Raw genomic sequence first — 16,119 nt, 5'->3', positions numbered from 1 at the left:
TGATAGTTTTAGAGCCCGGATTTAGGATAACGGGCTGTTAGTATGGGAGTAATAACATTAACAACAGATTTAGGTTACCGCGATTTTTATCAGGCGGCATTAAAAGGTAGTATCGTATCGTTGCTACCCGATGTTCGTTTAATAGACATCACACATGAGATACCCTCATTTAATATACAGCATGCTGCATTTATCCTTCAAAACGCCTATCATTATTTCCCGAAGGGAACGGTTCACCTTATTGGTATAGATACGGTATTTCAAGAAGGATGCCGCTATATAGCGATGAAATTTGATGGACATTACTTTGTAGGCGCAGATAATGGTATATTTAGCATTATCTTAGGGGATAAAAAGGCAGAACAGCTTTTCGAAATAGAAATGATGCAAGACCTTCGTTTCCTGCATTTCCCTTTAGCAGACATCCTTGTCAAGGCAACTTGCCATATCGCCGAAGGAAATCCGATTGAAAACCTCGGCTCCCCGATCGACACACCGTTGCAAAAAGTAACATTGCTACCTATCATCGAAAACAACTTCATAAAGGGGCATGCATCATATATTGATTCTTTTGGCAATGTAATCTCTAACATAAGCAAGGATTTATTCAATCAGGTTCAAAAAGGGAGAAACTTTATATTGCATTTTAAACGAAATGAGACTATAAATAAAATGAGTTGGCACTACAATGAAGTATCAGAGGGGGAAAAACTCTGTTTATTTGGGATCTCCGATTATTTGGAAATCGCGATTAATAAGGGACATGCCAGCAATCTATTAGGGCTCTACCCCGATGAAACGATCATGGTAGAGTTTATCGGTTAAAAACCAATCCCGACCATTAGCGATAAGCGGTGTAGATTATAGCGCTGTTCTCGCATGGCTTGATACCCCCGTAAATCCTGCGTCAAAACTGGACTTTCCATACCGCCTCCCAAATTATAATATCGTTTTACGCCGAAGGCGGTATACTTATAGCCTGCGCTAAAAGAGTAGAACATCCTTTTACCCTCAGGTTTCATCCGTAGTCCTACCTGTGGGCTCCAAATAACACCACCATTGTACGTATCGAGGTTATTTTCCGTACGCTTCTCCTTATTTAACACGTCCACCCCGTAGCCTATATCGAGACTCCCGTAGAAAGCGGTCTTTCGCTCAGGGCTCAATGTATATCGACCGCGTACAGCAATCGGCAACGACCAAAATGTGAAATTATCTTCAACCCGCAGCCTATCGACACCCACACTCAACCCGACGGCATAATTGCGGTGAAACTCCACACCATGAAACGTACTGGCGGAAAAACTTACTTGTCCGGGATAAAACCCGTAACTCAACGTACCAACCTCCGTCTGATTTGTATATGTCTTTTCTTGTCCCAAAACAGGAGATAGACCACACAAAAGCCCTAAGAAAATGCAAAAATATTTCATATGTGTATAATTATTTCATGAGCTCGCAGGCTCGGTTTGATATTCAGTTGTCATATGGAATATCCAAAGTATATTATGCACGAATTGTTGTAATTGGTGTGCATGCTGCTTCGCGGTCATTCGTATTTGTGCAGTCTGTGCTACATGGATATTTCATATAAATAATTTATTCTTTAATTGTCATTATCTTGTGCCGACGGGTCGACATGGAATATCCAAACTATTTGCATGCGTATTTGTACAGTCTGTGCTACATGGATATTTCATACGCCTATTTCTCGATGTTTCTGGAAATACAACTCAGCAGCTTCAACTTGGATTTGTCGCTATAATCGTATTGACATACGCCATCTTCACCGATAACGATCAACGATTTAGGACCCGGAATCACATCTGTACTATTCAGGTTCTGTAGATGTTCCAATCGATTGTTGCCGATCTCAAAAACATCGGCAGCATTAAAACTCTTGAAACCGTACTTACCTTCGCAAAGATAGAGTACATTTCCAGCAAGGGCCAAGCCATGTGGATTTTGCATTTGGTAAGATTTCACCAATACGGGATTCTTTAGGTCTCTGATATCTAACACTTCCAATACATTTGCTGTCCCTGCACAGATTGCTCCTGTACGCAAGGTAACAAAGGCGTGCGTATCATTGACCACCACTGGATCACAGGCGCGTACATGACTATATCTCGCCAACTGAACTGGATTGGACGCATTGGCAATATCGTAGATAAACATTCCCGTATTCGATCCTATAAACAGCTTGTCTTTATAGGGGAAAATAGTCTCTATCCCCCAGCCTAAAGGAATGTTTTTCACAAATCGGGGATTAGAGGTCTCACGAACATCAAAAAGGTGAAGTGTAGATGCATCGACAGCGTATAGATGCTCCTGCGCCAACGTAAAGCGTGCCATGGATCCCCCCTGACCGTAGGTACTCCCGACTTCAGAAGCTGAATTATTCAGGTAATACATATTTTTTTTCGGGTCAAATGGATTATACGTATTGACGTTGTCGTAACGCACCAAAGTGTCCTTGTAACCGACCACAATACGATCATCCTCTCTTCCGGGCTGAAACCCATAGACATACAAAGACTGAAAAACATCCTTTTCTCTATCTATCAAGTTCGGCTTTGACGGGTTGGAAAGATCGAACGTCAATAAATCAACATAACTATCAACATATAGCGCATCATCTTTTATCGCCATATCTACATTCCCAGGTATTTTGACAAATGAAACAGCTTTTGGATTCGCGGGATTACTATTATCAAAAATATGAATCCCTTCTAAAGGCTCATTAATGAACAGGTAGTCTTCATAAATATAGATCTTGCCCGATGTGTGCAATGATTTTGCGGGCAACACGGATATCTCATCTGCGCGGATAGAAGCCATCTTCTCAAAGATAGGGACACGCATTTGAACAACATCTTTTTCATTGACTTTGTCACATGCCGCAAAAAGCAGAATCGGCGTAATGAAGAAAAGGAGTTTAAGTAATTTATTCATAACTGGTTTCGTTTATTATCATAAGACGGAAAGTTCTTCAATAACGCTACAATTAAAAAAATAATATCTTCTTTTTTAAACAATGGAGCAAAATCATAGTCATACAACGATAAAAACGCAGTAAATAAACATGAAGTCTATAATTAACTACCTTTTCATTCTGATTCCCTTATATTTAATAGCATTCGACAGCCATGCACAGACAACTGTCGACAGCCTTTCCTTCGAATCTCAGCGCAAACGTGTCAATGACCTCTTGGACCAACGAAGTAAACGATTTGGCGACTACACTTCTTCTTTAGAGAAAAAAACAGGAATTTTTGGACTATTTAAGTCTAAAAGCGACATGCAACAATCAATTGACATCTTAAAATCCGTAGTCATTAATGATAATTTGATTTTTATAGAAACCCGCAAATTGCTCGACCTTAAAGACAGTGAAGCGCAACGTTTTCAGTCATTGGCAACAGAGTACGACCAACAGGTCACAGCTTATATGAAAACAATATCCAAACTCCAAATGGAGAATGAGCGGTTAAGATTACAAATTGAAAATTTAGACAAGGAAGATCAGCAAGACAATAAATACCTATTCGGCAGCCTAGTCTTCCTCTTGATCGCCGGAGCAGCGTTCACCTTCTACAAACGTCGGAAATCGCAAAATGTGACGAAAGTTTGATAAGGCTGCTACTTTATATCATTACATTTGTCGGCTGGAACAAAATGCTTTTAAGATTACAAAATAATGGCTAGACCAAGACTGAACAGTGGTGATTCGCATTCCGATGATTTACCTAAGCCCAAATTAAACAAAGAATTACTTAAAAAGGCTGCTCAAATTTTATCTTATTTGAAACCTTATAAGGGTAAATTTATCATTGGCATGATCTTTTTGATAATGTCCAGTTTAACGATGCTAACTTTTCCAGCCCTACTCGGAGCTATGATCGATGCTGCACAAGGAAAGCAAACGTACCCTTGGCTTCAGTCCGATGTTCTATACATCGGGGCACTATCCCTTAGCATTTTGCTGTTCCAATCCATAATGTCTTTCTTTCGGATTCGCTTATTCGTAGAAATAGCAGAAAAAGCATTAGCTAGCATCCGTAGAGAATCGTACCTAAAACTCATCACACTTCCCATTGATTTTTTCGCCAATCGTAGAGTAGGTGAACTCAACAGTAGACTTTCGTCGGATCTATCCCAGATTCAAGACACCATGACGACCACATTGGCAGAAATCATAAGACAAAGCATGAGTCTTGTCATTGGTGTACTTCTATTAATAGTGGTATCGCCAAAGCTCGCATTAATGAACCTATGCATACTTCCTATTTTAGTTGTCGCGGCTATTTTTTTCGGTAAGTTTATTCGTAATCTATCCCGACAAACCCAAGATCAATTAGCAGACTCCAATAGCATCGTACAAGAAACACTGCTTGGCATATCTAATGTTAAAGCCTTTGTTAACGAATACTACGAGTCTCAACGTTACAACAAAAAACTTGATAATGCGGTCAACCTTGCCGTCAAAGCTGCAACATATCGAGGTTTGTTTGCTTCATTTATTATCTTCTGCATATTCGGGGCGGTCATAGCTGTAATTTGGTATGGCGCATCGCTTGTATCCATAGGAGAAATCACCGTTGGTGACCTCACCACCTACATATTATACTCCATGTTTGTTGCTGGTTCCATGGGAAGCTTTCCTGAACTGTATGCCGGCCTACAACGAGCTTTAGGCGCCAGCGAACGTGTTATCGAAATTCTAAATGAGAAAACCGAAAACATCCGCGTTAGCGAAGATGATAAAAATATAAAGCGCCATATCATGGGCAAGCTAACCTTTGACAACGTAGAATTTGCTTATCCCTCCCGCCCGGAATGTAAGATATTGAAAAACATCTCTTTCACAGCAAATGCTGGTCAGAAGATAGCTATTGTAGGACCTAGCGGGGCAGGAAAGTCAACAATGGCTTCTCTAATTCTTCAGTTCTACCAACCATCCTCCGGTGAAATACGATATGATGAAACACCTTCCAGTAGCTTTGCTATTACCGACATACGCAATCAAGTAGGTATAGTACCTCAAGATGTCTTGCTTTTTGGAGGAACAATCCGCGAAAATATTAATTACGGAAAGCTGGACGCAAATGCTGAAAGTATAATTGAAGCTGCCAAACGGGCTAATGCCCATGAATTTATTATGGGATTTCCCGACGGCTATGACACTTTAGTTGGTGAAAGAGGTGTAAAACTTTCTGGAGGCCAACGTCAGCGTATCGCCATAGCGAGAGCCCTGTTAAAAGACCCGGCGATTTTGATCCTCGATGAAGCGACCTCTTCTTTGGATTCTGAATCGGAAAGGTTGGTGCAAGAAGCGCTCGAAGAGCTAATGAAAAACAGGACTTCGATCATTATAGCACATCGTCTTTCGACCATCAAGAACGCAGACAGCATACTCGTAATTGATGAAGGAAGTGTAGCAGACTTTGGCAATCATCTCGAGCTTCTATCTAAAGGATCGGGTCTCTATCATCATCTTTACACACTTCAGTCTAGTCAAAAAAGTTTAAGCTAAAATCATTCCTCCTGTTTTCTAGCGTAAAAAAGGGAGTTAAATTTTGTTAATCCACCGTATCAAAAAACTTTTTGGAACGGTGGTTGTTTATTGAGTATAAATCGAATAGATAATAAAACAAATTTTGATAAAGATGAAAAATAGGAATGGATTAGTTGCATTTGCATTGTTAGGGTTGGCAGTTGGAACAGCCGCATACTACTTATTGGGCACAGAAGATGGAAAGAAAACATTGAACAAAGCCAATGACGGTATTAAAGATTTGACAAAGTCGCTTAAAGACCTTTCAAAAAGAGAGGCAAAACGAGCATCCCGATTGGCTAAGGAAGCTAAAGACGATTTACGTGAATGGAAATCAAAAGCTAAAGATGCAGGTAAAGATGTCCTAAACAAAGTATCAGAGAAAGCGTCTGACTGGGCAGGAAGAGCGTCTGACACGAGTCACAAACTTGCAGACAAAACAGAAAGTCTAGCAGAAAATTTAAAGTCAGATATTTCAAAAGCCTAATTTTGAAAAGTAAATGCTGAAGACAGCAAAATATGTATCTTTGTGGTACATGAGTTTCTTTCAGCAGGTCAAAACATTAGTCTATAAAGATCTTACTTTAGAATGGCGTTCTAAATATGCTATAAACAGCATTTTATTATATGTAGTATCTACTGTATTTGTGTGCTACCAAGCATTTAAATCAGTAGATACTCAAATTTGGAACGCATTATTCTGGATTATCCTACTCTTCGCTTCCATAAACGCAATAAGCCGGTCGTTCGTACAGGAAAGCCAATACAGACAACTGTACTATTATGCTATAGCAAGCCCAAAATCCATCATCATATCAAAAGTAATTTACAACGTGATACTGATGACAGTGCTTTCGGTAATTACTTACGTTATTTATTCCCTGATTTTTAAAAACCCAGTAGGAGACCCTGTTTTCTATTATATAGCCGTGCTACTAGGTGCAATAAGTTTTGCTACGGTATTCACTATGGTATCAGGAATAAGCGCTAAAACGGGCAACAATAGTACAATAATGGCAATTTTAGCATTCCCGGTCATCATCCCTTTATTAATTGTTTTAATTACACTATCACAAAATGCTCTACAAGGAATGGATAGAGCCGAAAGTTACAATGAGATCGGTGTTCTTGTCGCAATTAATGTCATAACTATTACTATTTCTTTATTGTTATTTCCTTACCTTTGGAGGGATTAAAATAACAAGTAGAAAATGAGAAAAAACTGGTGGAAAATACTAGCCGCTTTTTTAGTTAGTGCATCTGTAATTGCCGGATTTATGGGGCCGGTACCTCAATTATTCCTTCTTCACGAAACCATAAGAAATGTTTATTTTCATGTACCGATGTGGTTTGCTATGTTTACTTTATATGGCATTTCGGTAGTATACAGTATAAAGTACCTTAACAATGGAAATCCTAAGCATGACCTTATCGCTGTAGAGGCTGTAAATACCGGCATAATCTTCTGCTTCTTAGGTCTTTTAACTGGTATGCAATGGGCAAACATTACGTGGGGCGAGGCCTGGCCAAGCGACCCAAAAACCAATGGATCGGCAATTGCTACATTAATGTATCTAGCATATTTAGTGCTCCGTAATGCCTTGGACGAAGAGCAAAAGCGAGCTAAAATTTCTGCAGTTTATAACATTTTTGCCTTCCCCATAATGATTGTCTTACTGTATATACTCCCTAAAATGACAGACTCCCTACACCCTGGAAGTGGAGGCAACTCAACATTTGGAGATTTAGACATGGATAACAATATGCGCCCCATATTTTATTCGGCCGTTATCGGATGGATACTGACAGGAGTATGGATCTGTACCTTGCGTTATAGATTAAGATTGTTAGATCGAAAAGCAAATCAAATCGACTAAAACAAACGACAAAACACGAATAACCGCGAAGCAGCACGCCTGCAATATTAAATAAAAACAAGTTACACACATATGAAAAAAATAAGTCTACTATCTATCTTCACTTTCGCGACCATGTTGTCCTCATATGCGCAGTCTTCTGAAATAGAAATGGCCACAGCACTTAGAAGCTCTGGAAAGATATGGGTTGTAGTAATGGTACTTTTAACAATTGTTATTGGGATGTATGTTTACCTATTTACTATTGATAAAAAAGTAAAGAAATTAGAGAATAAATAATCACTAATTTCTGACTATCTAATCTATCCATGTTAATAAATCAACATAGAAAATTCACTCCAATCAATATCCTATCGGTATCAATCATTGGTGCGTTTCTGTGTTTGGGAGCATTTTTGCACCTCCCTGAAGAATTACATCCAGTCTTTCTGGAGCCGGCAGCTAATAATCTTTTTGGAATTGAGATTGGAGCAGGGTTAGCTCCGGTGTCCAATGTCTTATTAACGTTGGCATTAACACTACTACAAGCATTCCTGTTGAACAGAGTTGTTAATCACTTTAACTTTCTTGGAAAACCAAATTTCCTGACAGCTCTGCTATTCATGACCTTGGTCAGTTTATTCCTACCTTTCTTGGTTCTATCTCCTACCTTGATATGTAATTTCATAACGATATGGATGATGAGTAAACTTTTCAACATCTATAAACAAGCCGATGTAAAGGGATTGATGTTCGATTTGGGAATGATTGTCGCATTGGGAAGTCTGATATACTTTCCTTTTATAGTTATGTTTCTTCTACTATGGATAGCTTTAATTATCTTCAGACCATTTATTTGGCGAGAATGGGTAACACCCCTTTTGGGATTTTCCGTCATCTATTTTTTATTAGGTGTTATATATTACTTATCCAATCGTTTCGACGAATTTAAAGCGATATTTTCACCTTTTACAAACCCTCTACCCAGTACGTTACACGTCGATTATCACGACTATCTAGTAGTAGCGCCTATTATTATAGGATTAGTTTTCTTCCTATCCGTACTACGCGATCAATACTTTAAGAGCATCGTACACATACGTAAATCCTTTCAACTGCTTTTCTATATGCTTTTGTTAATTGGAGGATCATTTTACTTAAATGAAAAGATCAATATTAATCACTTTCTACTATGTGCACCGCCACTAGCAATCTACTTGGCATATTATTTTTCTTTTGCTAAGAATAAATGGATTTATGAAAGTCTATACCTTATAATTATAGCAACTATAATATACTTTCAGTTTATGTAAAAAACTGAAAAACAGCCGTTTAACCTTTTTTAACAAAATGAGCTAAAGGATTCATTAAAATTTAAATAGTTTTGTATCGAAATAAATCCTTTACAAGGTGCCTAAACGGGCAATTTCAAAACGCCAGTTCGTTATTGGCCTATCAAGATAACACGAAAAAGACATCCGAAGTGCGGAGACGATAAAATATATGCATAAACTATCCAATGTTTTGAGTGCCCAAAAGGCTTTAAAGCTCGTAATTGCTACAGGCTTAATCCTGGTAAATATTCAGGTATATGCCCAGACCACCACGTCACATTCTCCCTATTCCAAATTTGGTCTTGGGCAGATGCGAGAAGACCTCCTCCCTCAGACCCGTTCCATGGGGGGAATATCTACGGCTGTACGCTATCAATCGGGGCTGCCAATTCTAAATATAGCCAACCCAGCAAGTTATTCTGCCTTTTCTAGAACGATATTTGAAGCAGGCCTTTACGGAAATTCCACAGAACTTGCGAAAGGCAACGCTAAGGATAATACTTCTGATTTTGCATTCTCTCATCTTGCTATTGGTGTTCCATTATCTCAAAAGTTTGGTGGTCTAGCATTTGGACTGATGCCGTATTCGGATGTTGGATACAATGCAACAGCTGTAAAAAGCAACGCCAACCTAGTTTCTTTAGAAACCAGTAGTGGTGAAGGGGGAATTAACAAAGCGTTCTTCGGTTATGGCGTATCTCCAGTAAAAGGACTTAGTGTTGGTGCTAACATTGGTTTTCTATTCGGAGAATTAAATGATATCTCTTCTGTTTCTTTCCCTACGGATCCCTCTATGTACAATGCACGCTATAGAGAGACCCGTCTGATAAGAGGTGCTACAGTAGATTACGGTATTCAATACTCTAAAGCTATCAGCAGGAAACTGAACCTTACTGTAGGCTACTCAGGATCTCTTAACAATACGGTAAAAAGCAAAACAACCTTATTGGCAACTAGAACAGAGCCATCATCCGATCCAGACTTTCAAAATATAGCCTTAGACACCGTTTCATTTCAAGAAGGATTGGCACGTAAAATCAACCTTCCTATGAAGCATAATATCGGATTCACACTCTCTAAAGGATATAACTGGATGGTAGGTGCCGACTTCAAGTATGCGGATTGGAGTGATTTTCAAACTCGTGTAGGAGAACCATCTTTAGGCAAAAACTACGGTTTTGCTGTGGGTGGCCAGATAAAACCAGACCCTACATCTGTAAGATACTGGAATATTGTTGATTATAGACTTGGGTTTAGATACAATCAAACTCAAGTAAAATATAACGACAGGAATATAAATGATATGGCAGTTACGGTGGGGATCGGTTTACCACTACCTGAAACAAATTTCGGAATGACCTTTTCAAGAATCAATATTTCTGCGGAATTTGGCCAACAGGGTTCTCTTTCAAACAACCTGGTTCGAGAACGTTATATCAACTTAAACCTAGGCTTTACATTAAATGACACTTGGTTCAGAAGAAGAAGCTATGACTAAGATTACTATAGTCTCAAAAAATATTTTATCACTTATTCCCCTATTGTCTTTAAGCGCAATAGGGGTTTTCTTGCTTAGCGCTTGCGAAAACGATCTACGTGAAGTAAGTAAAATAGAAAATATTCAAAAAGAAGAAGCTGTAGATATCTCTAAAGATGTAAAAATCATCGTCAGTGACTCCGCCATTGTCAAAGCCCAACTAACTGGCCCTGAAATGCGTGTGTACCATGATACGACAGGGAATAAAAACAGTAACTATGAATTTCAAAAAGGATTACAGATTATATTTTATGATGCTATGGGACGAGAAAGTCAACGTATCCGCTCCGACTATGGCAAACAACGGGTGCTCGATGGAATTACCGAATTCAAAAAGAATGTTGTTGTAAATATGTCCGATGGTTCTATTATAAAAACAGAAGAGCTTTACTACGACGAGAAACAGAAAATATATTACAATAGTGTACCCATATCTTTCGAATTCAAAGACGCACGAGGAAACCTTCAGGCGACTTCATTCACCTCTGACACAGAGTTTAGGAACATTAATGGGCAAAACATGACAGGTTTCTATATCCCTTCGAGTACGAGCCAATTTCCTTCATTCGGCAATTAATTCGCATACAAACCATAAAGCTTTAAATAAGTTTTATTTACATCATAAAAATTTACTCTTTTTTTTATAAAAGTTGTATCTTGCGCCTTGTTTTAACAAAACACAATTAAATAACTAAAGAACACATAAATACAATACGAGAATATGGGATTAATGGGTAATTTGCGTAACCGTGCTGGATTGGTAATATTCGTAATCGGTTTAGCAATTGTTGCATTTTTATTAGGGGACATCATTCAGTCCGGAATGCCATTTTGGGCGAAAAAGCAAAATGAAGTAGGTAACATTAATGGTAATTCAATTGACTATCAAGACTTCAACGCTCAAGTAGAACAAACTTCGGCAATGTACCAGCAACAAATGGGGGGTGCCGAAACACCACAAATAAAAAATTTTGCTGTCCAACAAGTTTGGAATCAATTTGTATCTAAAGAATTGATTGCTAACGAAATTGAAAAACTAGGACTAGTGGTTGGTAAAAAAGAATTTAACGATCTTATTACAGGCCCGACACCGTCTCCGCAGATTATGCAAACTTTCACCAATCCTCAAACGGGGCAATTTGACCGTAATTACCTAACGCAAGTTATTAATGAGGCTAAAGGTGGTAATGCTCAGGTAGCTCAACAATGGGAATTGCTCCTTGATAATATCCGTACACAAAGGTTGACTGAAAAATACTCAAACTTAGTGAGCAACGCGGTTTACGTTACAGCATTGGAAGCTCAGGATGAATATACGGCAAAAAACAAACTTGCTAACTTCAAGTACGTATTGCTAGATTATTCTTCGGTCAATGAAGCAGATATCAAGCTAACAGACGCAGATTACAAAGAATATTATGACAAGCATAAAAATGCTTTTAAAAACCCAGAAGAAACTCGTTCAGTTGAATATGTATTGTTTGATGCTAGTGCAACAGCCAAAGATTCAGCAAGCACTTTAGCTACAATTCAAACACTAAAAGGCGAACTAGCAGCTTCAACAAACGATTCTTTGTTTGTGGTAGGAAGCTCGGATAATAAATACCCGGTAACTTATTACAGAAAAGGCCAGGTTAGCCCAGCATTAGATTCGGTTATATTCAATGCTGCTAAAGGTACTACTGTAGGCCCATTCTTATCTAACGGTGCTTACGAAATTGCCAAAATAATTGACTCTAAATTTAGCCCAGATTCGGTGAAAGCTAGTCACATTCTTTTAAATGCAACAGCTGAAGGAGGAATTGATAAAGCAAAAGCGAAAGCGGATTCAATTAAAGGTCTTATTGCAAAAGGAGAAAGTTTCTCATCTTTAGCGGTTGAGTTCAGTCAAGATCCTGGAAGCAAGGCTAATGGAGGAGATTTAGGCACTTTCACTAGAGGTCAAATGGTTGGTCCTTTTGAGGAAGCAGCATTTAATGGCAAAGCTGGAGATGTAGTGGTCGTTGAATCGCAGTTCGGCGTTCACATCTTAAAAATCGAAAAGCAAATAGGAAATTCTAAAATCGTTAAAGCTGCGATTTTAGATAAGGTGATTTCTGCAGGAAAAGAAACAACTGATGCTGTCTATGCTAAAGCCAATGCATTCTTCACTTCAGCAAACGCCGCTAATTTCGAAGAAACAGCAAAGCAACAAAATCTAAATGTACAAAAAGCTGCTCGCGTACAACCAATGGATAACTCACTAAATGGAGCGGAAGCTTCAAGAGAATTAATCCGCTGGATTTTTGACGCAAAGAAAGATGAAGTCTCTGACAAAGTATACGAAACAGAAAACAACTTTATTGTAGCTAAAGTTAAAGCGATCAATCCTAAAGGAATACAATCGCTTGATGCAATCAAAGGTGATATCGAGCTAGGGGTCAAAAACCTAGTAAAAGCTCGCATGCTTAAGGAAAAAATGAACAATGCGCTCAACGGAGCAACTTCTATTGATCAAGTGGCACAAAAAGTTGGTAAATCTGCTATCGCAGTAGAAAATATCGTATTGGCAAACCCTGTTATTCCAGGTGTTTCTTTAGAAAGTACAGTAATAGGTACTGTATTTGGATTACAGCCTAATAAACCATCTAAAGCGATAGAAGGCACGCAAGGTATATATGCTGTTCAAGTAAATAGCTTTGTAAATCCTAAAGAAATGGTAGATACAGAGCGTAAAAACCAACAAAAACAAATGATGGCATCGAAGCAGCAACGTTCTTGGGGTTCAATCTTTAAAGCCCTCCAAGACAATGCGAAGATTGATGACAATCGCATTAGGTTTTATTAAGATATTATAGCTAATTTTATAGCCGAACATGATATCATGTTCGGCTATTTTATTTCTAGTCAATGGATATCCAAGAAAATATTGTTAATAAGGTCGCTCAAAGTGGATTGATAACCATAGATTTAGCGCAGTATGCTCCCGCAAAAGAGCGTATTTTTGTCTATGATATAAAGGACAACCTTTTCCATGGTTTAATACTGAAAGAAAAGGATTTTAGAGCTTTTGTGAAAGAGCATGATTGGAGCCAATACGAGGGCAAACACATTGGAATTACCTGTTCTACAGATGCAATCGTACCCACTTGGGCCTATATGATCCTATCAAATGTGTTAAGCCCATTTGCTAAATCCCTACACTTTGGATCACAAGAAGAGATTATACGCGATATTTTTTCAGAGGCTATACAAGGAATAGACTATACACAATATCAAGATCAACGCATTGTAGTCAAAGGATGCGGAGATGTATTTATACCAGAAAGTGCATTCGTATTGTTCACCCATAAACTTACACAGGTTGCAAAGAGTATCATGTACGGCGAACCCTGCTCCACTGTACCGGTCTTCAAACGTAAAAGTTAAACCTTCTACCATTTCCACCTGTCCTATATCTATGAGAAAATTCTACAGCTTATTACTTATCCTATGTGCTATGTTGTCATGGGGCTCAGCGCAAACACTTCCCTACCTTAAAGAACCTACTTTTAAAGAAGGCGAAAAGCTATCTTACAAACTAAGATACGGTGTAATTTCTGCGGCGAATGGCGTGTTATCAGTCAATAAATCACAACTGCAATTTAGCAATAAGAATACATTTCATCTTAATGCGTTTGGGCAGACTTCGTCTGCATTCTCCATATTTTACACCGTAAGAAATAAATACGACTCGTATATAGACGGCAATACCTACCAACCCTATCTCTATACCGAGGATATCCATGAAAATAGTTATACAAGAAAAGAATATGCTACGTTCGACCATAGAAATGGAACTGTTAAAGGGGCGAAAGGCACTTTTAAAGGGAGAACATCCCAGATTTTCGATCTCTTATCAGCCTACTATTTTTCACGAAATCTAGATCTTTCCTCGCTTAAAAGTGGAGACTCCTTCAAAATCCCCTACTTCTTAAACGATGAGGTTGCCGAACTAAAAGTCTTCTACGTAGGCACTGAACAGATAAAAACAAGTCTAGGCACATTAGATTGTATTAAATTAAGTCCAGAAATCAAGCCAGGACGTATCTTTAAAAAAGACAGTAAATTATACTTGTGGGTAACCAATGACGGCAATCGTATTCCCGTTAAAGCTCAGGTAGAAATCTTAATCGGATCGGTTACCATGGATTTGACCAAGGCAGAGGGATTGAAATATGAGTTGGGAAAAAAAGCAAGTTATTCAAAATAATTAAGATCATGATTGAGGTTGATAATGTATTGGTCCACGAGGACTTGATAAGTAATGATTTTGTTTGCAACCTTTCCAAATGCAAAGGCATTTGCTGTGTAGAAGGTGATGCCGGCGCGCCTTTACGCGAGTCGGAAAAAGCGATATTAAAAGAAATATATCCAAAAATAAAAGCTTATATGACCCCTGAGGGTATTCAAGCTGTAGAAGAGCAAGGTACACATGTCATCGATGGAGATGGAGACTTAACGACTCCGTGCGTAGATGGTAATAAAGAATGCGCCTATGTGACTTGGGAAAACGGGATAACAAAATGTGCTATTGAAAAAGCATATGAACTAGGTGAAGTAGACTGGAAGAAGCCTATCTCCTGCCACCTGTACCCTATCCGCACCACCCATTACCCCCAATTTGACGTGTTGCATTACGACAGATGGCATATTTGTAAAGATGCCTGTAGTTTCGGAAAAGAATTGCAGGTACCCGTTTATAAATTTTTAAAAGATCCACTTATAAGAGAGTATGGAGCAGAATGGTATGCTAAATTAGAAGAATCCGTAGATTCTATCTAATGTATTTTTGTTATCTTTATTGCGTATAAATAGACGCTAATTGGTATTTACCATCATTCATGCTTAGTTTAAAGGAGATACAACGCCCCATAGCAACAGAGCTTTCGATATTCGAAACAAAGTTTAAGCAGTCCATGCAAAGCTCTGTTCCACTTTTAGATATTATAACCCAGTATTTATACAAACAGAAAGGAAAGCAAATGCGTCCTATGTTTGTATTTTTTGCTGCGGGTCTGTGTGGAGAGATTACAGAATCAACCTACAGAGGAGCATCCTTGGTCGAGCTTCTCCATACAGCTTCCCTAGTACATGATGATGTCGTAGACAATGCGAATGAACGGAGAGGTTTTTTCTCTATAAATGCATTATGGAAAAATAAAGTGGCAGTCCTAGTAGGTGATTTTCTACTATCTAAGGGACTACTACTCTCGGTAAATCACGAAGAACATGCCCTGTTGAAGATTGTTTCCGAGGCTGTTGAACAAATGAGTGAAGGCGAGCTCTTACAAATCGAGAAAGCTCGAAAGCTGGATATCAAAGAAGAAATTTATTACGAGATTATCCGTAAAAAAACCGCATCTCTTATCGCTTCATGTTGCGCATCCGGTGCATCTTCCGCAAAAGCAGATACAGATACAGTAGAGTTAATGCGACTATTTGGTGAGAAAGTTGGCTTAGCATTTCAGATTAAAGATGATCTATTTGACTTTGGACTAGATGATATCGGTAAACCTGTAGGCAACGACATTAAAGAAAAAAAGATGACATTACCATTGATATATGCTCTCGCACATACATCAACATCTGAAAAGCGGAGAATTATCAATCTCGTGAAAAATCACAATGAAAACTCCGAAAAAGTAGAGGAAGTAATTCAATTTGTACGTGCTAGTGGAGGCTTAGATTATGCTACGCAAAAGATGTTACAGTTTCAACAGGAAGCCTTCGACATCTTAGCCAAATTCCCAGATAATCTATATAAAGAAGGATTAAAACAACTAGTTAAATTTACGACAGAAAGAAATAAATAAA

Annotated in this window: 17 protein-coding genes; 15 read left to right on the top strand and 2 right to left on the bottom strand. The window is 38.5% G+C overall.

Annotated features, from left to right (window positions below):
* Positions 1-42: 42 nt before the first annotated feature.
* A complete protein-coding gene (locus tag B5X76_RS12230; RefSeq protein ID WP_079643391.1) occupies positions 43-825 on the top strand; it encodes an SAM hydrolase/SAM-dependent halogenase family protein in 783 nt (260 codons plus the stop codon).
* Here B5X76_RS12230 and B5X76_RS12225 read toward each other — a convergent pair.
* Together B5X76_RS12225 and B5X76_RS12220 are read right to left on the bottom strand one after the other, a co-directional pair.
* The gene (locus B5X76_RS12225) at positions 822-1,433 is read right to left on the bottom strand and encodes a hypothetical protein (protein WP_139375288.1); all 612 of its coding nucleotides are present in this window, start codon (positions 1,431-1,433) and stop codon (positions 822-824) included. The genes B5X76_RS12230 and B5X76_RS12225 overlap by 4 nt on opposite strands.
* Positions 1,434-1,704: 271 nt before the next feature.
* Positions 1,705-2,955, bottom strand: a complete 1,251-nt coding sequence (locus tag B5X76_RS12220) for an LVIVD repeat-containing protein (RefSeq protein ID WP_079643389.1) — start codon at positions 2,953-2,955, stop codon at positions 1,705-1,707.
* A 130-nt stretch (positions 2,956-3,085) separates the two neighbouring features.
* On the opposite strand from B5X76_RS12220, the gene B5X76_RS12215 reads away from it, so the two are divergent.
* The 14 genes from B5X76_RS12215 to B5X76_RS12150 all read left to right on the top strand — a co-directional run bounded on the left by B5X76_RS12215 (position 3,086) and on the right by B5X76_RS12150 (position 16,118).
* Positions 3,086-3,634, top strand: coding sequence for a hypothetical protein (locus B5X76_RS12215; protein WP_079643388.1), 549 nt, complete (start codon positions 3,086-3,088; stop codon positions 3,632-3,634).
* A 66-nt stretch (positions 3,635-3,700) separates the two neighbouring features.
* Positions 3,701-5,536: an ABC transporter ATP-binding protein gene (locus tag B5X76_RS12210; RefSeq protein WP_079643387.1), complete on the top strand. Its 1,836-nt coding sequence runs from the start codon at positions 3,701-3,703 to the stop codon at positions 5,534-5,536.
* 133 nt (positions 5,537-5,669) lie between these two features.
* On the top strand, positions 5,670-6,044 hold the full coding sequence (locus B5X76_RS12205; protein WP_079643386.1) for a YtxH domain-containing protein: 375 nt from the start codon (positions 5,670-5,672) through the stop codon (positions 6,042-6,044).
* 49 nt (positions 6,045-6,093) lie between these two features.
* Positions 6,094-6,753, top strand: coding sequence for a heme exporter protein CcmB (locus B5X76_RS12200; RefSeq protein ID WP_079643414.1), 660 nt, complete (start codon positions 6,094-6,096; stop codon positions 6,751-6,753).
* A gap of 15 nt (positions 6,754-6,768) precedes the next feature.
* Positions 6,769-7,434, top strand: a complete 666-nt coding sequence (gene ccsA / locus B5X76_RS12195) for a cytochrome c biogenesis protein (RefSeq protein WP_079643385.1) — start codon at positions 6,769-6,771, stop codon at positions 7,432-7,434.
* Between the two features lie 72 nt (positions 7,435-7,506).
* Positions 7,507-7,713, top strand: a complete 207-nt coding sequence (locus tag B5X76_RS12190) for a CcmD family protein (protein ID WP_079643384.1) — start codon at positions 7,507-7,509, stop codon at positions 7,711-7,713.
* A 29-nt stretch (positions 7,714-7,742) separates the two neighbouring features.
* Entirely contained in the window at positions 7,743-8,726 is a 984-nt protein-coding gene (locus B5X76_RS12185) for a DUF6427 family protein (RefSeq protein WP_079643383.1), read from the top strand.
* Positions 8,727-8,916: 190 nt separating this feature from the next.
* Complete coding sequence (locus tag B5X76_RS12180) at positions 8,917-10,245, top strand: BamG family beta-barrel-assembly machinery protein (protein WP_079643382.1); 1,329 nt, start codon at positions 8,917-8,919, stop codon at positions 10,243-10,245.
* Positions 10,238-10,861 (top strand): LptA/OstA family protein, encoded by a 624-nt coding sequence (locus B5X76_RS12175; protein WP_079643413.1) that lies wholly within the window; start codon positions 10,238-10,240, stop codon positions 10,859-10,861. The genes B5X76_RS12180 and B5X76_RS12175 overlap by 8 nt, the downstream gene beginning before the upstream one ends.
* A gap of 144 nt (positions 10,862-11,005) precedes the next feature.
* Positions 11,006-13,111: a peptidylprolyl isomerase gene (locus B5X76_RS12170; protein ID WP_079643381.1), complete on the top strand. Its 2,106-nt coding sequence runs from the start codon at positions 11,006-11,008 to the stop codon at positions 13,109-13,111.
* A 62-nt stretch (positions 13,112-13,173) separates the two neighbouring features.
* Positions 13,174-13,692 carry a DUF2480 family protein gene (locus B5X76_RS12165; protein WP_079643380.1) on the top strand — a complete coding sequence of 173 codons (519 nt, stop codon included), beginning with the start codon at positions 13,174-13,176 and terminating at the stop codon, positions 13,690-13,692.
* A gap of 31 nt (positions 13,693-13,723) precedes the next feature.
* Complete coding sequence (locus B5X76_RS12160) at positions 13,724-14,515, top strand: DUF3108 domain-containing protein (RefSeq protein ID WP_079643379.1); 792 nt, start codon at positions 13,724-13,726, stop codon at positions 14,513-14,515.
* An 8-nt stretch (positions 14,516-14,523) separates the two neighbouring features.
* A complete protein-coding gene (locus B5X76_RS12155) occupies positions 14,524-15,087 on the top strand; it encodes a DUF3109 family protein (RefSeq protein WP_079643378.1) in 564 nt (187 codons plus the stop codon).
* Positions 15,088-15,146: 59 nt separating this feature from the next.
* On the top strand, positions 15,147-16,118 hold the full coding sequence (locus B5X76_RS12150; RefSeq protein WP_079643377.1) for a polyprenyl synthetase family protein: 972 nt from the start codon (positions 15,147-15,149) through the stop codon (positions 16,116-16,118).
* The last annotated feature ends 1 nt before the right edge of the window (position 16,119 follow it).

The sequence above is a fragment of the Sphingobacterium nematocida genome (assembly GCF_900168125.1).
GTDB classification, from domain to species: domain Bacteria; phylum Bacteroidota; class Bacteroidia; order Sphingobacteriales; family Sphingobacteriaceae; genus Sphingobacterium; species Sphingobacterium nematocida.
This window is presented reverse-complemented; position numbering and strand designations above follow the sequence as displayed.

What these genes read in the sequence shown, in the direction of transcription:
- B5X76_RS12190 (WP_079643384.1), top strand. Translation starts at nt 7,507, where the DNA reads ATGAAAAAAATAAGTCTACTATCTATCTTCACTTTCGCGACCATGTTG.
- B5X76_RS12160 (WP_079643379.1), top strand. Translation starts at nt 13,724, where the DNA reads ATGAGAAAATTCTACAGCTTATTACTTATCCTATGTGCTATGTTGTCA.
- B5X76_RS12185 (WP_079643383.1), top strand. Translation starts at nt 7,743, where the DNA reads ATGTTAATAAATCAACATAGAAAATTCACTCCAATCAATATCCTATCG.
- B5X76_RS12200 (WP_079643414.1), top strand. Translation starts at nt 6,094, where the DNA reads ATGAGTTTCTTTCAGCAGGTCAAAACATTAGTCTATAAAGATCTTACT.
- B5X76_RS12165 (WP_079643380.1), top strand. Translation starts at nt 13,174, where the DNA reads ATGGATATCCAAGAAAATATTGTTAATAAGGTCGCTCAAAGTGGATTG.
- B5X76_RS12155 (WP_079643378.1), top strand. Translation starts at nt 14,524, where the DNA reads ATGATTGAGGTTGATAATGTATTGGTCCACGAGGACTTGATAAGTAAT.
- B5X76_RS12210 (WP_079643387.1), top strand. Translation starts at nt 3,701, where the DNA reads ATGGCTAGACCAAGACTGAACAGTGGTGATTCGCATTCCGATGATTTA.
- B5X76_RS12225 (WP_139375288.1), bottom strand. Translation starts at nt 1,433, where the DNA reads ATGAAATATTTTTGCATTTTCTTAGGGCTTTTGTGTGGTCTATCTCCT.
- B5X76_RS12180 (WP_079643382.1), top strand. Translation starts at nt 8,917, where the DNA reads ATGCATAAACTATCCAATGTTTTGAGTGCCCAAAAGGCTTTAAAGCTC.
- B5X76_RS12150 (WP_079643377.1), top strand. Translation starts at nt 15,147, where the DNA reads ATGCTTAGTTTAAAGGAGATACAACGCCCCATAGCAACAGAGCTTTCG.
- B5X76_RS12230 (WP_079643391.1), top strand. Translation starts at nt 43, where the DNA reads ATGGGAGTAATAACATTAACAACAGATTTAGGTTACCGCGATTTTTAT.
- ccsA (WP_079643385.1), top strand. Translation starts at nt 6,769, where the DNA reads ATGAGAAAAAACTGGTGGAAAATACTAGCCGCTTTTTTAGTTAGTGCA.
- B5X76_RS12220 (WP_079643389.1), bottom strand. Translation starts at nt 2,955, where the DNA reads ATGAATAAATTACTTAAACTCCTTTTCTTCATTACGCCGATTCTGCTT.
- B5X76_RS12175 (WP_079643413.1), top strand. Translation starts at nt 10,238, where the DNA reads ATGACTAAGATTACTATAGTCTCAAAAAATATTTTATCACTTATTCCC.
- B5X76_RS12205 (WP_079643386.1), top strand. Translation starts at nt 5,670, where the DNA reads ATGAAAAATAGGAATGGATTAGTTGCATTTGCATTGTTAGGGTTGGCA.
- B5X76_RS12215 (WP_079643388.1), top strand. Translation starts at nt 3,086, where the DNA reads ATGAAGTCTATAATTAACTACCTTTTCATTCTGATTCCCTTATATTTA.
- B5X76_RS12170 (WP_079643381.1), top strand. Translation starts at nt 11,006, where the DNA reads ATGGGATTAATGGGTAATTTGCGTAACCGTGCTGGATTGGTAATATTC.